This is a genomic window from Kribbella sp. NPDC048915, assembly GCF_040649595.1.
GTDB lineage: Bacteria > Actinomycetota > Actinomycetes > Propionibacteriales > Kribbellaceae > Kribbella.
On record NZ_JBEZFT010000030.1, the window covers coordinates 1 to 18,718 of the forward strand.

Sequence of the window (18,718 nt, forward strand, 5' to 3'; positions counted from 1 at the left end):
TTTCCACAACACGGTGGGTTCACCCATCGTGTTGTGGGTTCCGTACCCTTCACACGGGTCAGGAACCCACAACACCGTGGGTGAACCCACCGTGCGGGGAGCGGGCGTGCGGGGACGCGGGCGTGCGGGGACGCGCGCGGTCGGCCAGTCCGGGCGCTGACTCGGTCACCCAGACCCACCCACGGATCGGTCACAAGAGCCGGATGACCTCTCGTGTTGGGGGTTGTCGGCTCGTATACCGGCAGACAACCCTCAACGCGAGGGGATGTCCCCCCCTTGCGTAGAAGTCATGCAGCCGACCCACCGCGACTCGGGAGGCTCGGGCGTGTGGCGTGTGGCGCGTGTCAGGTCGACAGGACGTCTCCCGTGCCAGAGGCCACAGCCGAGCGTGAACCAGGCACCGTACACACCCGCCCCGCACCACACGAACTGTCGAGCGTGCACACCTTCGGGCCGTGCATCAATCATCTAGGAGAGTTTTCCGCGCGACGATGGAGGATTTCTGCCCGCGATGCGGAGAAAACCCTCCACAGATGCCGCTCCAACAACCCCGCGACCCGTCGTTGCCGCGCCACCGTCACCCGCGCACCACCTTCGCCCCATCGCCCGTGCGCCCTCATTGCCCGCGCGCCTCATCACCCCGGCCAAACCACATCGACCCGGCCATGCGACATCGACCCGGCTATGCCTCACCCCGGCTACCGATCACCGCAGCTCCGGCAGGGCCCAACCCGCGCGTCAGCCAGAAGACCCGACGATGCCTCGTTTTGGGGTGGGCATCCGCGGGACCGGGTGCTGGGTTGGCGTGGGCGCGGGGCTGGCGGGCCGCTCTGTGGTTACAGGCCGGGGGCGCCGTAGATCGGGAACCAGCGGGAGAGGTCGGACTCGAAGTTCAGGTCGGCGCCGACGATCGACTTGATCTGGAGTTCGCGGGCGTTGTCGCGGCGGTTCGGGCCGGCGGGGACGAACGGGTACCAGGAGCCGCGCTTGTACAGGTACACCAGCCCCAAGGACTGGCTGCCGTTGGTGAAGGCGACCAGCGTGCACAGCAGCGCGCCGCCGAAGCCGGCGTCGACCAGCGAGGTGTTGACAGCGTGCAGGTCGGTGACCAGGGTCTCCAGGTCGTCCGGTGCGGTTTCCCGGACCAGCCAGGTGAAGCCGTACGAGTCCGTCGTACTGGTGAACTTGCCGTTGTCCAGCGCGAGCAGCTTGTCGACCTCCTCGCGCAGCGCGGTGAAGCCGCCGCCCTCGGCCGTCTTGAAGCAGACCGACCCGCTGCCCGTCGGGCGGAAGCCGGCCGCGGTCTCCAAGGTGATCGCGGCCGACGGAAGGGAGAACAGCTGGTCGAGGTTCGGCGGCACAGCCTTGCTGCGCCCGAGCAGGATGTCGAGAAGGCCCATAGGTCTAAGCTTGCTCGCCCAGCTGGCGGGACAGCGCGCCGAGGCGGTCCAGGCGTGTCTCGAGCGAGGGGTGGGTCGAGAACAGCGACGCCACGCTCTGGCCGGACAGCGCCGGTGCGAAGAAGAAGGCGTTGAACGCCTGCGCCTCGCGCAGGTCGCGCGACGGGATCCGCGCGATGTCCCCGCTGATCTTGGTCAACGCCGACGCCAGGGTGGACGGTCTGCCGGTGAGCATCGCCCCGGCCCGGTCGGCGGCCAGTTCGCGGTAGCGCGACAGCGCGCGGGTCAGCAGGAACGAGATCGCGTAAACGATGATCGACACCGCGACAACGGTCAGGACGACGAGGGCGGCGTTCTGGTCGCGGTTGCGGCTGAGGCCGCCGTACAGCCCGAAGCGGGTGATCAGACCGGCCAGTACGCCGAGGAACGACGCGATCGTCATCACCGCGACGTCCCGGTGCGCGACGTGCGACAGCTCGTGCGACAGCACGCCCTCGAGCTCGTCGTCGTCCAGGCGCCGCATGATGCCGGTGGTCACGCAGACGACCGCGTTCTTCGGGTTGCGGCCGGTGGCGAACGCGTTCGGCATGTCGACGTCGGCGATCGCCACCCGCGGCTTCGGCATGTCAGCGAGCGCACACAGCCGGTCGATCGCGCCGTGCAGTTGCGGCGCCTCTTCGGGTGTGACGATCCGGCCGTGCATCGCGTACAGAGCGATCCGGTCGGAGAACCAGTACTGCACGAAGAGCGCACCGCCCGCGATCACCACGGCCAGCACGGCGCTCTTGGTCAACGCGATCAGCAACGCCACGAATCCGACGTACAGCAGCCCGAGCAGGAAGCTGGTGATCAGCATCCGGCTGGACAGCCCGCGGTCAGGAGCGAATCGAGTCTTCATCCCCACGTCCTTCTCTCACCTGACTTTGAGCGTAGCTCGCGGTCAAACCCGGTCGTCGGTGCGTGTGTCCAGGTCGGCGAGCAGGGAGCGGAGCTCGGAGCGCAGGAAGTCCCGGGTAGCGACCTCGCCGACGGCCATCCGCAGCGACGCCATCTCGCGGGCCAGGAACTCCATGTCCGCGCGGGTCCGGGCATCCACGTCGCGGTCGCGCTCGTACTGCACCCGGTCGCGGGCCTCCTGGCGGTTCTGGGCGAGCAGGATGAGCGGTGCGGCGTACGACGCCTGCAGGCTGAGCGCCAGCGTGAGGAAGATGAACGGGTACTCGTCGAAGCGCAGCTGCTGCGGCGCGAAGATGTTCCAGCCGACCCAGAACAGAATCGTCGCGGTCATGTAGACCAGGAACTGCCCGGTGCCGAGGAACCGCGCGATCCGCTCGGACAGCCGCCCGAACGCGTCCGCGTCGTACACCGGCCGCGGCACGAACGTCCGCCGCCAGTCCCGCGGTACGTCGAGCCGCGCGCTGCCGCGGTACACCCGGCGCTCGTCCGACGTCCGGCGGCGTTCCTCGGTGGTCCGCCGGCGTTCCTCGGTGATACTTCCGCGCGGGCGACGGTCGTCGATGGTGCGGTCGTCACGGGGCATCGTGGTCCACCTCCTGCCGATCGGAATCCTGTTCACGCCAGTCGTCCGGCAGCAGGTGGTCGAGCACGTCGTCCACCGTCACCGCGCCGAGCAGCCGGCCCTCGTCGTCGAGGACAGGCGCGGCCACCAGGTTGTAGGTGGCCAGGTACTTGCTGACGGTGTGCAGGCTGTCGTCCGGACGCAGTCCGTCCAGGTCGGTGTCCAGCGCGGCTGACACCAGCTCGGACGGCGGCTCGCGCAGCAGCCGCTGGATGTGGGCGATGCCGATGAACCGCCCGGTCGGCGTCTCGAGCGGTGGCCGGCACACGTACACCATCGCCGCCAGGGCAGGGCTCAGCTCGGCCTGCCGGACCTGGGCGAGCGCATCGGCCACTGTGGCGTCCACCGGCAGGATGACCGGCTCCGACGTCATCAGACCGCCCGCGGTGCGCTCCTCGTAGGTGAGCAGGCGCCGTACGTCCTCGGCCTCTTCCGGCTCCATCAGCGTCAGCAGGTGCTCGGCGGTCTCGGTCGGCAGCTCGGCAATCAGGTCGGCCGCGTCGTCCGGGGACATCTCCTCCAGGACGTCGGCGGCGCGCTCGGTGCCCAGGCCGTCGAGGATCTCGACCTGGATGTCCTCGGGCAGCTCCTCCAGCACGTCGGCCAGCCGCTCGTCGTCCAGCGCGGTCGCGATCTCCTTGCGTCGCTTGGCCGACAGGTCGTGCAGTACGCCGGCCAGGTCCGCGGCCCGCATCGACTCGAACGCGGCCAGGATGTGGGTGGCGCCCTGTCCCTCTTCGACCTGCGTGAAGCCGCTGACGTCGCCCCAGTCGAGTACATGGGTCTGTCCGCGCCGCCGGAAGCGTTTCGACCCCTCACGGACCGCCACCTTGGTCAGCAGCCAGTCCCGGGTCCGCCACTTCTCCATCGCCATGTCGAACACCACGGCGGTGGCGCCGGTGTCCGCGATCGTGACGGTCCGGTCGAGCAGCTCGCCCAGCACCAGGACCTCGGTCGGCCGCTGTTCGAACCGGCGCATGTTGAGCAGTCCGGTGGTGGTGACGTGGCCGACGTCGACCGAGGTCACCCGGGTCATCGGCAGGAAGATCCGGCGCCGGGTGAACACCTCGACGACCAGCCCGAGCACGCGCGGCGGCTGGTCGCCAGGACGCATCATGGCCACCACGTCCCGGACCTTGCCGACCTGGTCCCCGTTGGGGTCGTACACCGGCAGGCCCGCCAAACGAGCGACGTAGACCCGCGACGGTGATCCGCTCATGGTCGAAGGCTAACCCGCCGAGCAGGCGTCCCGGCTGAGGACGCTTCGTAGACTGCTTCCGCGCGGGGCGACATTCGACGTGGGGGTGGGCATGCTGGGATCAGCCGGGCTCGGGGCCGACGAGGAGGCGACGTACCTGGAGCTGATCCGCCGGGGCGCCGGATCGGCGGCGGATCTGGCCGCCCGTCTGGGCCGTCCGCTGCCGGAGGTCCAGCGTTCGGTGGACGTGCTCCTCGGTGAGGGTTTCGTGCACCGTACGCCGCCGCCGGCCGACCTGATCGTCCCGGTGCCACCGGAGCTCGCGGTCGAGCAGCTGATCCACCGGCACGAGCAGGAGGTCGACCGGATCCGCAAAGCGGCGTACCGGCTCGCGGCCGAGGCAACCAGGCAGAGTGGTGCGCGGCGGACCGAGGAGCTCGTCGAGATCGTCACCGGTCAGACAGCGGTGGCCATGGCGTTCGACCTGGTCCAGCGGACGGCCCGGAGCGAGATGCGTGAGCTGGTCGCCCCGCCGTACGTCGCCTCGGCCGAAGTGAACAGTACGCAGCTGGCGCGGCAGGGGGACGGTGTGACCTACCGCGTCGTGTACGACAGCTCCGCACTGGGCGATGCGGTGCTGGCGGCCAGCGCGGTCAGCCATGTACGGGCGGGGGAGCAGGCCCGGATCGCAGACGAGCTCCCGACGAAGCTGGCGATTGCGGATCGCGAGCTGGCACTACTACCGCTCGATTGGGCGACGCCCGCACAGGACGCCGCGCTGCTGGTGCATCCGTGCAGCCTCCTGGACGCACTCGTCGCGCTGTTCGAGACGGTGTGGAACCGGGCCAGTCCGCTGTCGGTCACCGAGTCGGACGAACTACAGCCGGACGAGGCGATGTCGGCCGAGGACCGGCACCTCCTGTCGCTGCTGGTCGCCGGACTGACCGATGACGCGGCCGGCGCCCGCCTCGGCATCAGTCGCCGCACGGTGGCGCGGCGTGTGCAGCAGCTGATGGAACAGACCCACTCCCGATCCCGCCTCCAGCTCGGCTGGCACGCCCGCGACCGCGGCTGGCTCTGACGGCTGCGTGTCGGGTCCCTGGCGCGGTCCTTTGGTTGACTGGCCGGTTGACATGGCCGGATTGGCCGTGACCGCTTTGCGCCAGGCAGATCCGTGGCAGCGGGGCAGGGGAGCCGCATGTAATGCGGACATCGTTGGACCTCCCCTGAACTTGGAGCTTCCGTGTCCTTCCCCTTCCTTCGCCGTGGGCTGACCGCTCTCGGAGCGGCCGCGCTGGCGCTGGCCGCGGCGACAGCACCGCAGGCCGGTGCGTCCGCGCAGCCCGGCGCGTCCGGCCCGCTTGGTGCGTCCGCCCAGCTTGGTGCGTCCGCCCAGCTTGGTGTGTCTGCGCCGGCGGTCCGGCCCGGTACGGCGCCGCGCACTGTCACGCTGATCACCGGCGACAAGGTCAGCGTGACCGCAGTCGCCGGCCGCCCGGCCGCCACCGTGCGCAAGCCCAACGGTCGCCCGGCCGGTGCGCACATCATGGCGGTCGGCAACGACCTGTACGTGTACCCGGACGCCGCCCTGCCCTACATCGCGTCCGGCGTCCTCGACAAGCGTCTGTTCAACGTCACCGGGCTGATCGCCGACGGGTACGACGACGAGCACAGCGACAGCACGCCCCTGATCGTGTCTTACGCCCCGGGACGCAAGCAGGTCCCGCCCGCGGGTGCTCGCCAGACGCGGGCCCTGACCAGCGTCAAGGGCGCCGCGATGGCCGCGGATCATGACCAGGCAGCCTCGTTCTGGTCGTCGTTCACCGGCAGCACCACCGGCCGCACCACCGCCACGCACAGCGGGATCGTGAAGATCTGGCTGGACGGCAAGGCCAAGGCGACCCTGGCGGACTCCACATCCCAGATCGGTGCGCCGCAGGTCTGGCAGGGCGGCAACACCGGCCAAGGCGTCGACGTCGCCGTCCTCGACACCGGCATCGACGCAGCGCACCCGGACTTCGGCGGCCGCATTGTCGCGTCGCAGAGCTTCGTCCCCGGCCAGGAGGTCACCGACCGCAACGGTCACGGGACGCACGTCGCGTCGACGATCGCCGGCACTGGCGCCGCGTCCGGCGGCAAGGAGCGGGGCGTCGCTCCGGGAGCCGGTCTGCACATCGGTAAGGTGCTGAACGACGACGGCAGCGGCCAGGACTCGTGGATTCTCGCCGGTATGGAGTGGGCCGCCCGTGACCAGCACGCCAAGGTGATCAGCATGAGCCTCGGCTCCGGCCCGACCGACGGGACGGACCCGCTCAGCCAGGCCGTCAACGCGTTGAGCGCCGAGACGGGTGCGCTGTTCGTGATCGCCGCGGGCAACTCCGGTCCCGGGCCGTTCAGCGTCTCGGCGCCCGGTACGGCGGACGCGGCGCTGACTGTCGGCGCGGTGGACGCATCCGACCGGCTCGCCCCGTTTTCCAGCCGCGGCCCGCGGATCGAGGACAGCGGCCTCAAGCCCGACCTGACCGCGCCGGGCGTCGGCATTCTCGCCGCGCGGTCGCAGTACGCGCCGGAGGGTGAGGGGTCGTACGTCGCGATGGACGGTACGTCGATGGCGACGCCGCACGTGGCTGGGGCGGCTGCACTGCTGGCTGCTGCGCACCCGGACTGGACCGGTCAGCAGCTGAAGGATGCGCTCGTCAGCTCGACCAAAGCCACCGTGCAGTACAGCCCGTTCGCCGCAGGTACCGGCCGGCTCGACGTGGCCGCCGCTGTCGGCAACACGCTCTACGCCTCCGGGTCTGCCTTCACTGCGGTGAAGTGGCCCTACCCGGCGAGCGGAGTGGTGCAGAAGGACGTCACGTACACCAACAACGGCGCTCAGCCGGTGACACTCGACCTGACACTGAAGAACCAAGGCATTCCGGACGGACTGTTCACGCTGACGACTCCGCAGGTCACCGTCCCGGCCCAGGGCACCGCAACCGTCGGCGTGGTGAGTCACCTCGATCTGGCGGCCGATGACGGCGGTTACAGTTCGATGCTGACCGCAACGGATGCTGACGGCGTGGTCCGTGCTCACACGTCAGTGGGCGTCAGCAAGCAGAGCCAGCGGATCAAGCTGTCGCTGCGCGCGCAGGACCAGCACGGTGCGCCGTTGTCCGGGGTGGTCGTCGTCAAGGACATCAAGCGGGACCTGGTACCCGAGGTGTACCTCGTCGACGGCAGCCTGGACATCAACGTCCGACCGAGCACGTACGCCGCTTGGATGTACGCCGACGTACGCGGCCTGGACGGTACGCACTCGTTGGGGCGTGCCGTGATCAGCCGGCCCGAGATCGAGGCCGCCCAGGACACCACGGTCAGCTTCGACGCCAAGGGCCTCCGCAAGGTCGCCGCGGTCACACCAATGCCCTCGGACAACACGCTGCTTCGGGTGGACCAGTACCGCAGCTACGGCGACCTGATGCGGTTCTTCGACACGTATCAGCTCGAGTGGTGGATCTACGACTCGGTGTGGGCCTCGCCGACGCCCAAGGTGACGCAGGGGTCCTACACGTTCGCCACCCGCTGGCGGCAGGAGCAGCCCGCGCTGACGGTCGGTTCGTTCCACAGCGACGTCCAGAGCCTCTCGCCGAGGCTGCCCGCCGGCGTGGCGAACCTCCCGGTCGTGTACGTCGGGTCCGACCCGGCGAAGTACAACGTGCGCGGCAAGATCGCCGTTGCCCAACGCAACGACGCCGTACCGCCGACGACACAGGCAGCGGCCGCGGCGAAGGGCGGGGCGAAGCTGCTGCTGATCCTGAACGACGGGTACGGCGTACTGGACGCGTGGGCCGACCTGCCACAGGAGGAGGCGCCGACCCTCCCGGTGGCGTCGCTCACCACGGACCAGGGCCGGCAGTTGCTGGCGCAGAAGCCGAAGTCCCTGAAGCTCGTCTCGCACCCGTACCCGGACTACCTGTACGACCTCGTCCAGCACCACGACGGCGCGATCCCGAAGGATCCGGCGTACCGGCCGACCACCCGCGAGTTGGCGCGGATCGACGAGTCGTTCCGCGACACCAAGCCGGGCGACGCGCTGGACATCCGCTTCGATCTGTCTGCCGATCTGTCCTGGGCGGTAGGTGGCACGTCGACGACGGTGCCCGCGCAGGGCGAGCACACCGTCTACGTGACCGCGTCGCCCAAGGTGCAGTGGATCAGCCTGGCCGCAGTACCGGACCTGGCGCTGCAGGGCTCGTCGCAGTCGTATCGCGCGGGCAGTACGACCAAGGAGACCTGGTTCAGCGGGGTCCAGCGTCCCCGGCTGCTGAGTGACAGTGCGGGGTCGACGCCGCCGTCGCGTGTCGGCGACCTCATCAGCGTCTTCGGTCTCCCCGGCTTCGGCGACGGGGGACCGCATCAGGGCGTTGTGTACGACGTGGCGAACGCACCTGTCACCGCGGCGTTCTACCAAGGCTCCACGCTGCTCAGCGAGGGCACCGACTCGCTGTCGGTCGAGGTCGCGCCGGAACGGCTGCCGTACCGCCTCGTCGTCGACACGAAGCGCACCCTGCCCAACCGGCCGTACTCACCGAGCACGCACACCGAGTGGAGCTTCAGCTCGGGTCAGGTGGAGCCGACGAAGCTGCTGACGCTTCCGCTGCTTCAGTTGGACTACGGCATCCAGACGGACCTGCCCGGTCGGGCGAAGCGCCACGCTGACCTCACGGTGACGGCGTCGCACCTGCCAGGCGCGATCGACACCGGCAAGGTCAGTACGGCGACGCTGGAGGTCTCGTACGACGACGGCGTCACCTGGCGGAAAGCCCAGCTGAAGCGGTCCGGTGCCGGCTGGACCACGAAGCTGGATGCTCCGGCGTCGGCGCAGTACGCGACCATCCGCGCGACGGCGCGCGACACGGCCGGGAACAGCGTCACGCAGACGGTCCAGCGCGCGTTCGGGATCCGCTAGCTCAGCTTGGGGCGTCGGCGCACTGGACGGTGCAGTGTCCTCGGCGCCTTCCCGCGGGTCGTGGCTCCGGTCGGTACCGGGGCCTCGGCCCGCGGCGTGGCGTCGTACCGTCCGGCCGACTCGGTGATCTCGCCGGTCGGCTCCAGGACGAGAATGTCCGCCTGTGTGCGCCAACGGTCGAGCTGCGTGGCCAGGTCGGAGGCGTTGAGTCGCTCGGTCCGCAGTACCTGGGCCGCTGCCGTCCACTCGTCCGACCCGGGCTCGAGACGCCGTACGGTCGCCTTCCAGCTCGCCAGGCGGTTGGTCGCCGGTTTGGCCGGTACGACGACCTCCACCGAACCGGCCGTGGCGAGGCCGGGCAGGGGCTGCTCCGCGCCATCGTCGGCGTCCGCGAGGACGACGTACTGCCCGTCGACGGTGGCGAACCACGCCGGTACCGGACGGCGCCCGTCCCAGGCCAGCCAGACCAGCCCGGCCTTCTTCATCACGCCGGCGATTTCCGCGACAGCCTCGTCGATGCTCACAGGTCCAAGTCTCACACGGTGAATCGGGACACACTCGGAAGGGAAGTGAGCCGGGTCACCGGAGCCGCGGCGCGGGACGCCGTACGCTGCCGGTGACCGGTGGGTAACCCGACTGGAGGTCCGAGCGATGACGGAACAGGTGCTACGCAGCAGGCGGTCCTGCCTGGCCACCCCGGGATCGAACCCGCGGTTCCTGACCAAGGCAAAGGGGCTGGACGCCGACCAGGTGTTCCTGGACCTCGAGGACTCGGTGGCACCGATCGCCAAGCCGGACGCCCGCAAGAACATCGTCGCCGCGCTGAACGAGGGCGGCTGGGGCAGCAAGCTCCGCGTCGTCCGCGTGAACGACTGGACCACCGAGTGGACCTACGCCGACGTGATCGAGGTCGTCGGCGGCGCCGGCGCGAACCTGGACTGCATCATGCTGCCGAAGGTGCAGACCGCCGAGCAGGTGGTCGCGCTCGATCTGCTGCTCACCCAGTTGGAGAAGGTGCACGGGTACGAACCGGGCCGGATCGGGATCGAGGCGCAGATCGAGAACGCCCTCGGCCTGACCAACGTCCATGCGATCGCGACCGCATCACCACGGGTCGAGACGATCATCTTCGGCCCGGCCGATTTCATGGCGTCGATCAACATGAAGTCGCTGGTGGTCGGCGAGCAGCCGCCCGGGTACGACGTCGGCGACGCCTACCACTACATCCTGATGCAGATCCTGATGGCCGCCCGCGCGCACGGCAAGCAGGCGATCGACGGGCCGTACCTGCAAATCAAGGACGTCGACGGCTTCCGCCGCGTCGCGGGCCGCTCGGCCGCGCTCGGGTTCGACGGCAAGTGGGTGCTGCACCCGGACCAGATCGCCGCCGCGAACGAGGTCTACTCGCCGCGGCAGGAGGACTACGACCACGCCGAGAACATCCTCGATGCCTACGACCACTACACGTCGGCCGCCGGCGGCGCCCGCGGCGCGGTGATGCTCGGCGACGAGATGATCGACGAGGCGAGCCGCAAGATGGCGCTCGTCATCTCCGCCAAGGGCCGCGCCGCCGGCCTCACCCGCACCGACGTCTGGGTCCCGCCTGCCGACTGACTCCGGAGCCGAACGGCCTGGCAGGTCAGATTGCCCAGACCTTGTAAATGCGGATCGGCTTGACCGGCGGGCCGTCCTGGTCGGGGTCGGCGATGCCGGCCGCGACCATCCGGTCGAAGGCGGACATGCCGGCGATCACGTGGCCGAGGACGGTGTAGTTCGGGGCGATGTTCGCGAACGAGTGCACGACGAAGAACTCCGACCCGTTGGTCCCCGGGCCCTGGTTGCCGTAGGCAACGGTGCCGCGCGGATAGGTCTCCTGACCGGTCACCTCGTCGGGGAACTTGTACCCGGGACCGCCCTCCTCCTGGCGGTAGATGTCGCCGCACTGCAGGACACCGAGCCGGGCGGAGTTCGTCAGCCGGAAGCACTGCGTCGCGTCGTAGAACCGGCTACGCACCAGGTGCACGAAGTTGTGCACGCCGCACGGTGCGTTCGCGCGGTCCATCCGGACCACGAACGGTCCGTAGTTCGTCACGAAGTACACGTCGACCGTGCCCTTCGCCCGGCCGACCGGCGACGGGATCCGGACCGGCTTGGCGGCCGGGTTCTCCGGGGTAGGGGTGAACTCGCACTTCACCACCGGGCGCGGCTTCGACGGTGCGGCGGGTGCGGCCCAAGCGGTGGTGGATGCGGTCGTGGTCAGCGTCGTCGCGACCAGCGCGGCCGCGATCAGGGCGGTAATCGATCGCTTCATGCGACACACGGTAGTACTCCGGTAGCGCTCCGCAGAGCTCTTTGCTCACATTCCGGAGCCTTTCCCAAGCTTTACGTCCCGGACTCGATCCGCGCGCCCATCCCGCCTAAGGTGATCCGGTCCGCTGCGGAAGGTGTATGTGTTGAACGGCGAGGTACTGGCAGGTCGGTACCGGTTGCTGACCCTGCTGGGCAGGGGCGGTGCGGGTGAGGTGTGGCAGGCGGAGGACACGGTCCTCGCGCGCCACGTGGCGGTGAAACTGCTGCGCAGCCTCGACGGTGATCCGATGGACGCGGTCGAGCGGTTCCGGGCCGAGGCTCAATCAGCCGCTCGATTGATGCATCCGAACGTGGTCGCGACGTACGACGTCGGCACCGAGGGCGATCACGTGTTCCTGGTGATGGAGCTCGTCGAGGGACCCGATCTGGCGAAGCTGATGCGGACGTCGGGGCTGCCGACCGCATCGATGGTCGAGAACATCGCGCGACAGGGCGCTCGTGCCCTGGACGCCGCGCACGGCGCCGGCATCGTGCACCGCGACGTGAAACCCGCCAACCTGCTGATGGCGCCGGACGGCACGCTCAAGATGACCGACTTCGGCATCGCGAAGCGCACCGGCAGCGAGACGACCGGTCTGGGCGTCCTGCTCGGTACGGCGTCGTACGTGTCGCCGGAGCAGATCCGCGGCGGTCAGGCGACCCCGGCGAGCGACTGGTACGCGTTCGGCTGCGTGCTGCACGAGCTTCTGACCGGTACGCCGCCCTTCACCGGGCCGACCGCGGACGCGGTCATGCGGCAGCACCTCGACGTACCGCCGCCGCTGGTGACGCGTACCGACGTACCGGCCGAGCTGGCTGGTCTTGTGACGCAGCTGCTGGCGAAAAACCCGGCTGACCGTCCATCGTCCGCGGCTGACGTGGACGCGCTGCTGAACAACCCCACACTCCCGGGCGGTCGCAGCAGCGCTGCCAGCACACAGGTGCTCGCTACGGAGCCGCTGGGCATCGGCCATTGGGAGGAGGACGACGAGCAGGCCAGCTCGCACCGTGCGCCCAAGCGGCCGTTCCCGCTCGCCAAGGTCGGTATCGGCGCCGCGGTGACGCTCGCCGCGATCAGCGGTCTCCTGCTGCTGCGCGAGGGTGTGACCAACGACCCGCCGGCCGCACAGGCCGGTGGTACGCCGTCGGCGCCGGTGCAGAAGGCCACGACCGCCCCGAAGACCACGGCGACGCCCAAGCCGACTCCGACGCCCACCAAGACGACGCCGCCGAAAAAGACGCCGAAACCCAAGCCGAAGCAGACGCAGAACCCGCAGGCGATTCTGGTCAACCAACTGCGCACGCTGGCCGCCAAGGTCCGCGCGACCCAGGACAACAGCCGCAGCAGGGCGCCACGCGAGGCGGCGCGCGACCTGGACCAGGCTGCCCAGGCGATCGACCACGGTGACCTGGAGTCCGCGTCGAAGCACTTCTACGACGCACGGCGCACGCTGTTCCAGGCGCAGCAGCGGCATCGCTGGCAGGCGACGCCGGAGATCGCCGCGCTGTTCTCGAGCCTCGGGCAAACGCTCCCACGCCCCGACGACCGGGGCGAGTGAGCCACGCGACCTCCGCCAGGTGGTCGGTGTCACAGCGAGCGTCACTGTCGCGCCCCGATGCTGGTAACCGCGATACTCGCGGGTAAGCCGGCCGAAGGAGACGCACGATGAGCAGGTTGCAGCAGACCGACGGGCTGACCGACATCCAGGAAGAGATCCTGAAGACGGTCCGGGCCTTCGTCGAGGCGGAGATCCTCCCGGTCGCCACCGAGCTCGAGCATCGCGACGAGTACCCGACCGAGATCGTCGAGGGCCTCAAGGAACTCGGCCTGTTCGGGCTGATGATCCCCGAGGAGTACGGCGGCCTCGGCGAATCGCTGCTCACCTACGCGCTGTGCGTCGAGGAGATCGCCCGCGGCTGGATGAGCGTGTCCGGCATCATCAACACCCACTTCATCGTCGCGTACATGCTGCTCCAGCACGGCACCGACGAGCAGAAACAGAAGTACCTGCCGCGGATGGCGACCGGCGAGGTCCGTGGCGCCTTCTCGATGTCGGAGCCGGGCTGCGGTTCGGACGTGTCCGCGATCACGACCAAGGCCGCCCGCGACGGTGACAGCTACACCATCAACGGCCAGAAGATGTGGCTGACCAACGGCGGCTCGGCGAACCTGGTCGCCGTCCTGGTCAAGACCGACGAAGGGCAGGACTCGGTCTACAAGAACATGACCACGTTCCTGGTCGAGAAGCAGCCCGGCTTCGGTGAGGTCGAGCCGGGGCTGACGGTGCCCGGCAAGATCGAGAAGATGGGCTACAAGGGTGTCGACACCACCGAGCTGGTCTTCGACGGCTACCGGATCGGCGCGGAGCAGATCCTCGGCGGCGTGCCCGGCAAGGGCTTCTACCAGATGATGGACGGCGTCGAGGTCGGCCGCGTGAACGTCGCCGCCCGCGGTTGCGGCGTCGCGCGGCGCGCGTTCGAGCTCGGGATCTCGTACGCGCAGCAGCGCGAGACGTTCGGCAAGAAGATCGCCGACCACCAGGCGGTGCTGTTCCGGCTGGCCGACATGGCGGTCAAGGTCGAGGCCGCGCACGAGTTGATGGTGAAGGCCGCCCGCAAGAAGGACAGCGGTTCGCGCAACGACTTCGAGGCCGGCGTCGCGAAGTACCTGGCCAGCGAGTACTGCGCCCAGGTCGTCGAGGACTCCTTCCGCATCCACGGCGGGTACGGGTTCTCCAAGGAGTACGAGATCGAGCGGCTGTACCGCGAGGCGCCGATGCTGCTGATCGGCGAAGGCACCGCCGACATCCAGCGGATGATCATCGGCCGCCGGCTGCTCGAGGACTACAAGCTCTAGCCGTGCGCTAGGCAAGCTCCGGCCGCGCGCTGGTCCGGCTCGGGCCGGGCCGCGGCCGTGCGCTGCCCGCCTTGCGCGCTGGGTCGACAGGCGGGGCGGAGCCGGTCGGCCCAGCGCGCGACGGGGCAGGGTCGAAGGGGCTAGGCAGGCGTGCGGGATTCGGGCCGGGGACGGCCGGACCCGTGGCCGGAGAGCAGCCAGATGCCCAGCTGGGTGATCTCGTGGCGCACCGATGCGCCCACCCGGCGGGTGCTGATCAATCCGGCCTCCCGCAGGACGGTGGCCTGGTGGCTGGCGGCGGCCGGGGAGATCCGGCAGCGCTGCGCCAGTTCGGTGGTCGTGCAGCCGCTGACCGTCGCCTCGAGGGCGGCGTACCGGGTCGAGCCCAGCAACTTGGCCAGCGGGTCACTCGGCGGCAGGTGCTCCGGCGGCGTCTGCCGCAGGATCCCGGGCGCATGCTGGATCGGGTAAACCAGGATCGGTTTGAGATCCGGGTCTCGCAGCTTGGTCGGGACCTGCCAGCAGAACGCCGACGGCTGTAGCTCGATTCCCCTGCCATCGAGATACAGATCTCGGTCGTTCATGTCCAGCACCTGCAGGACCGGGGGAACCCACCGGACCCGCGGATGCAACGACGACAGCAATCGGTCCACACCGTGCCGGGCCAGCGCCTCCCCGCGATGGGCGTGGTCGGCGGACACGTGCGTCCCGATCGATTTCCAGTACGGCGCGATCGCCGCGTCGTGGTACGTCCGGATGGCGTGGCCGAGCTTGTGCAGCGACGCCCGGCCGCCCTGGGCCAGTTCACGCGTCCACGGTGAGGGTGGACGGTACTGCGCGAGCAGCGCGAGCTGACTGCGGAGCTGCTGCTGCGGTGTCGCCAGCGTCTGCTCCAGCGCACTGTCGAAGTCCGGCGCGGCCTCCGCCGGCGTCAGGAAATCGGGGGAGTAGCCCTTGGACGGTGTCAGCTCGAGCAACAGCCGCATCTGGTCGGGCGCGACGGTGGCGCGGACGTGCCGCCGCCAGTCGTCGAAGATCAGCCGGCCCTCCGAGTGCTGCAGCATGTGCAGGCTGAGCAGGACCTCCCACAACGGTGCCGGGGTGGTGGCCACCGTGATCCGGGTCAGGTCGCGTGGTGTGAAGTGAATACGGAGCACGCGATCCCTCCCGTCCTGACGGTCGCTCCTGGTCGCGGAAAGTAATCATTTCCTGACCGAATGCGATTCCGGAATTCAATCAAGGGAGGTGAGGGCGGACAACCGTTTGAACATTCCAATCCGGGAGTATTCCCGGCCATGGCAAAAGGTTGCCAGGTCACCCCGTTCCGGAAGCCGTTTGCCGGGTCAGAGCCAGTGGTTGCGCTTGAACAGCCGGTACAGCACGAAACAGATCGTGAACATCACGCCGAGCACGACAAAGTACGCGTACCGCAGCCCGAGCTCGGGCATGTAGTCGAAGTTCATCCCGTAGATTCCGGCGATCACCGTCGGCACCGCGAGAATCGCCACCCAGGCCGAGATCCGCCGCATGTCGTCGTTCTCGGCGACCTGCACCTGGGCGAGGCCGGCCTGCAGGATCGAGCTCAGCAGCTCGTCGAACGAGATGACCTGTTCCTTCACCCGCTGCAGATGGTCGTCGACGTCGCGGAAGTAGTTCTTGGTCTCGTCCGCGATCAACGGATGCCGCAACGTGGCCAAGGCGCGCATCGGACCGGTCAGCGGTGCCACCGCCCGCTTGAGCTCCAGCACCTCGCGCTTCAACTGGTACACGTGGTCGAGGTTGCGCCAGCCGCGCGGCGTGAACATCAACGTCTCGATCTGGTCGATGTCGGCCTGGACGGCGTCCGCCACTTCGAGGTACCGGTCGACGGTCTGGTCCGCGATGGCGTGCAGGACTGCGCCCGGACCGGTCGCCAGCCGCTCCGGCTCCTGGTCCAGAACGTGTCGCAGCCCGGTCAGCTCGTTGTGCTCACCATGCCGGACCGTCACCACGAAGCCGGGGCCGCAGAACACCATCACCTCGCCGGTCCCGACCACCTCACTGCTCGCGGTCAGATCGTCGTGCGGGACGTAGGTGACCGTTTTGAACACTGCGAACAGCGTCTCGCCGTACCGCTCCAGCTTGGGGCGCTGATGCGCCTTGCGCGCGTCCTCGAGCGCCAACGGGTGCAGACCGAATTCCGCTCCGACGATCGCGAGCTGCTGCTCGCTCGGCTGGAACAGGCCGATCCACACGAAGCCCTCCCCGCGCTGCGCCCGGTCCAGCGCCTCGGTGTAAGAGCTGACGCGGTCGTCGCGGACGCCGTTGCGGTACAGCCCCCAGTCGACCAGGGCGCCCTCGAGCTTGCCGGTGACGACATCGTCCGGGGGACGGCCGGAACCGCCGCCACGGCGGGCGAACACGCGTCCGACCCGGCGTGTCGCGCCCCTGTCCCATCCTCGGCCGGCCATCACCGGCGAGGCTATCAAGACGCCGTCACCAGCTGTCGGCAATGATGGGGGTGGAAGCACGTGGAGAGGAACGACCATGACCACGCAGGGCATGCCCTCGATGGACCCGAGGCCGACCGGCCTCACGATCGGGACGTACGACACCTACCGGGAGGCGCAGCGAGCCGTCGACTACCTCTCGGACGAGAAGTTCCCGGTCGAGCACACGACCATCGTCGGTAACAACCTCCGTCAGGTCGAGAAGATCACCGGCCGCCTGACCTGGGGACGGGCGCTGACCGCCGGCCTCGCCAGCGGCGCCTGGTTCGGTCTGTTCGTCGGCCTGCTGCTGGGACTGTTCACCACCGGCAACTGGCTCGCCGCCGTGCTCACCGGCGTCGTGCTGGGCGCCTTCTTCGGGATGGTGTTCGGCGGTCTCGGCTATGCGCAGTCGGCCGGCCGGCGCGACTTCACCTCGCGGACAGCGGTCGTCGCGACGACGTACGACGTGCTCTGCGACTACAAGTACGCCGAGGAGGCCCGCAACCACCTGGCCAAGCTGGCGCTCAAGGGCGAGGTACACCCGCTGGTGCCGAACCAGCCGGTGGTGCCCGACCAGCCGGTGCCGGGGACGACGCAGCGGCCCACCGACCTGAGCTGAGCCGCGCTGAGACGTGCAGCGGCAGGTAGTGGCACGCAGTGTCACGCTGTGGCGTGCTGTGGCCGGCTTGGGTGGTGACCTATCTCTCCCGTGGGTGAGAGCCAGACCACGGACCGGATGCGCCCGGACCCGGCAGCATGGGGAATCCAGAACCGAGGAGGAACCGAGATGCAGTTCGGGCGCAGCTACGAGGAGTTCGAGGTCGGTGCGGTCTACAAGCACTGGCCCGGCAAGACGGTGACCGAGGCCGACGACCACCTGTTCTGCCTGCTCACCATGAACCACCATCCGCTGCACCTCGACGCGCACTACGCCGAAGAAACCACCCAGTTCGGCAAGAACGTTGTGGTCGGCAATTACATCTACTCGATCCTGCTCGGCATGTCCGTCCCCGACGTGAGCGGCAAGGCGATCGCCAACCTGGAGATCGAGTCGCTGCGCCACATCGCCCCCACGTTCCACGGCGACACCATCTACGGCGAGACTGTCGTCCTCGACAAATGGGAATCCAAGTCCAAGGACGACCGCGGCGTCGTCCACGTCGAAACCAAGGGCTACAAACAAGACGGCACCGTCGTCTGCCTCTTCCGCCGCAAAGTCATGGTCCCGAAGGACACCTACCTGGAAGCCCGCGGCGGCGACCAACCCGCTCGCCCCACCCCCCTCAACCCCACCTGACCTCCAAGCTCCACCTCGGCCGGCCCCGTCTGGTCTTCCGCGCTTCACCGCGGTCGGCTCCGTCTGGTCTTCCGCGCTTCACCGCGGTCGGCTCCGTCTGGTCTTTCGCGCTTCACCGCGGTCGGCTCCGTCTGGTCTTTCGCGCTTCACCGCGGCCGGCTCCGTCTGGTCCTCCGCCCTTCACCGCGGCCGGCTCCGCCTGGTCCTCCGCCCTTCACCGCGGCCGGCTCCGCCTGGTCCTCCGCCCTTCACCGCGGCCGGCTCCGCCTGGTCCTCCGCGCTCCACCGCGGTCGGTCCCGTCTGATCTCCCCGCCCGACCCCACCTGACCTCCCCGCCCCAGCTCGGCCGGCCCCACCCTGATTCAAGCCCCACCCCGGCCGGCTCCATCTCCCCGGGCTCCCCTCGTGCCCCTCTGGGGTTCCCTTCTGCCTCTCCGGTCCCTTCCTGGTCGGTCGCCTGACCTCCGTTGTCCAACTCGCCTGACCGATCCCCACACGGTGGGTTCACCCACCGTGTGGTGGGTTCCTGACCCTCCTGACGGGTCGGGAACCCACAACGGCGTGGGTGAACCCACGGTCGGTGGCCCCACCGTCGGCGCATCTTCCCCGCAT

Annotated in this window: 15 protein-coding genes; 7 read left to right on the forward strand and 8 right to left on the reverse strand. The window is 69.2% G+C overall.

Annotation, left to right across the window (positions count from 1 at the left end; all coding sequences use genetic code 11):
- Positions 1 to 836 precede the first annotated feature (836 nt).
- Genes AB0B82_RS17455 through AB0B82_RS17470 form a run of 4 tightly spaced genes read right to left on the reverse strand, consistent with a single transcriptional unit; the run spans position 837 to position 4,198 of the window.
- Positions 837 to 1,400, reverse strand: a complete 564-nt coding sequence (locus AB0B82_RS17455; protein ID WP_360168765.1) for a hypothetical protein — start codon at positions 1,398 to 1,400, stop codon at positions 837 to 839.
- A 4-nt stretch (positions 1,401 to 1,404) separates the two neighbouring features.
- Complete coding sequence (gene htpX / locus AB0B82_RS17460) at positions 1,405 to 2,298, reverse strand: zinc metalloprotease HtpX (protein WP_360168768.1); 894 nt, start codon at positions 2,296 to 2,298, stop codon at positions 1,405 to 1,407.
- A 42-nt stretch (positions 2,299 to 2,340) separates the two neighbouring features.
- Positions 2,341 to 2,940 carry a DUF1003 domain-containing protein gene (locus AB0B82_RS17465; protein WP_360168771.1) on the reverse strand — a complete coding sequence of 200 codons (600 nt, stop codon included), beginning with the start codon at positions 2,938 to 2,940 and terminating at the stop codon, positions 2,341 to 2,343.
- The gene (locus tag AB0B82_RS17470; protein WP_360168774.1) at positions 2,930 to 4,198 is read right to left on the reverse strand and encodes a CBS domain-containing protein; all 1,269 of its coding nucleotides are present in this window, start codon (positions 4,196 to 4,198) and stop codon (positions 2,930 to 2,932) included. The genes AB0B82_RS17465 and AB0B82_RS17470 overlap by 11 nt, the downstream gene beginning before the upstream one ends.
- A gap of 91 nt (positions 4,199 to 4,289) precedes the next feature.
- Here AB0B82_RS17470 and AB0B82_RS17475 point away from each other — a divergent pair, with 91 nt between their 5' ends.
- Positions 4,290 to 5,258, forward strand: coding sequence for a helix-turn-helix domain-containing protein (locus AB0B82_RS17475; RefSeq protein ID WP_360168777.1), 969 nt, complete (start codon positions 4,290 to 4,292; stop codon positions 5,256 to 5,258).
- 162 nt (positions 5,259 to 5,420) lie between these two features.
- Complete coding sequence (locus tag AB0B82_RS17480; RefSeq protein WP_360168780.1) at positions 5,421 to 9,131, forward strand: S8 family serine peptidase; 3,711 nt, start codon at positions 5,421 to 5,423, stop codon at positions 9,129 to 9,131.
- On the opposite strand, the gene AB0B82_RS17485 is transcribed toward AB0B82_RS17480, so the two are convergent.
- Complete coding sequence (locus AB0B82_RS17485) at positions 9,128 to 9,655, reverse strand: hypothetical protein (protein WP_360168783.1); 528 nt, start codon at positions 9,653 to 9,655, stop codon at positions 9,128 to 9,130. The genes AB0B82_RS17480 and AB0B82_RS17485 overlap by 4 nt on opposite strands.
- Before the next feature lie 127 nt (positions 9,656 to 9,782).
- Here AB0B82_RS17485 and AB0B82_RS17490 point away from each other — a divergent pair, with 127 nt between their 5' ends.
- Positions 9,783 to 10,745 (forward strand): CoA ester lyase, encoded by a 963-nt coding sequence (locus AB0B82_RS17490; RefSeq protein ID WP_360168786.1) that lies wholly within the window; start codon positions 9,783 to 9,785, stop codon positions 10,743 to 10,745.
- 25 nt (positions 10,746 to 10,770) lie between these two features.
- On the opposite strand, the gene AB0B82_RS17495 is transcribed toward AB0B82_RS17490, so the two are convergent.
- Positions 10,771 to 11,442, reverse strand: coding sequence for a peptidylprolyl isomerase (locus AB0B82_RS17495; protein WP_360168788.1), 672 nt, complete (start codon positions 11,440 to 11,442; stop codon positions 10,771 to 10,773).
- A 142-nt stretch (positions 11,443 to 11,584) separates the two neighbouring features.
- Here AB0B82_RS17495 and AB0B82_RS17500 point away from each other — a divergent pair, with 142 nt between their 5' ends.
- Both AB0B82_RS17500 and AB0B82_RS17505 read left to right on the forward strand, forming a co-directional pair.
- A complete protein-coding gene (locus tag AB0B82_RS17500; RefSeq protein WP_360168791.1) occupies positions 11,585 to 13,039 on the forward strand; it encodes a serine/threonine-protein kinase in 1,455 nt (484 codons plus the stop codon).
- A 107-nt stretch (positions 13,040 to 13,146) separates the two neighbouring features.
- Entirely contained in the window at positions 13,147 to 14,337 is a 1,191-nt protein-coding gene (locus AB0B82_RS17505; protein WP_360168794.1) for an acyl-CoA dehydrogenase family protein, read from the forward strand.
- Between the two features lie 140 nt (positions 14,338 to 14,477).
- Here AB0B82_RS17505 and AB0B82_RS17510 read toward each other — a convergent pair whose 3' ends face one another.
- Together AB0B82_RS17510 and AB0B82_RS17515 are read right to left on the reverse strand one after the other, a co-directional pair.
- Positions 14,478 to 15,494 carry a winged helix-turn-helix domain-containing protein gene (locus tag AB0B82_RS17510; protein ID WP_360168797.1) on the reverse strand — a complete coding sequence of 339 codons (1,017 nt, stop codon included), beginning with the start codon at positions 15,492 to 15,494 and terminating at the stop codon, positions 14,478 to 14,480.
- A gap of 186 nt (positions 15,495 to 15,680) precedes the next feature.
- Complete coding sequence (locus AB0B82_RS17515) at positions 15,681 to 16,739, reverse strand: magnesium and cobalt transport protein CorA (protein ID WP_360168800.1); 1,059 nt, start codon at positions 16,737 to 16,739, stop codon at positions 15,681 to 15,683.
- 124 nt (positions 16,740 to 16,863) lie between these two features.
- Here AB0B82_RS17515 and AB0B82_RS17520 point away from each other — a divergent pair, with 124 nt between their 5' ends.
- Together AB0B82_RS17520 and AB0B82_RS17525 are read left to right on the forward strand one after the other, a co-directional pair.
- A complete protein-coding gene (locus AB0B82_RS17520) occupies positions 16,864 to 17,427 on the forward strand; it encodes a general stress protein (protein ID WP_360168803.1) in 564 nt (187 codons plus the stop codon).
- A gap of 168 nt (positions 17,428 to 17,595) precedes the next feature.
- Positions 17,596 to 18,105, forward strand: a complete 510-nt coding sequence (locus AB0B82_RS17525) for a MaoC family dehydratase (RefSeq protein WP_360168806.1) — start codon at positions 17,596 to 17,598, stop codon at positions 18,103 to 18,105.
- Positions 18,106 to 18,718 lie beyond the last annotated feature (613 nt).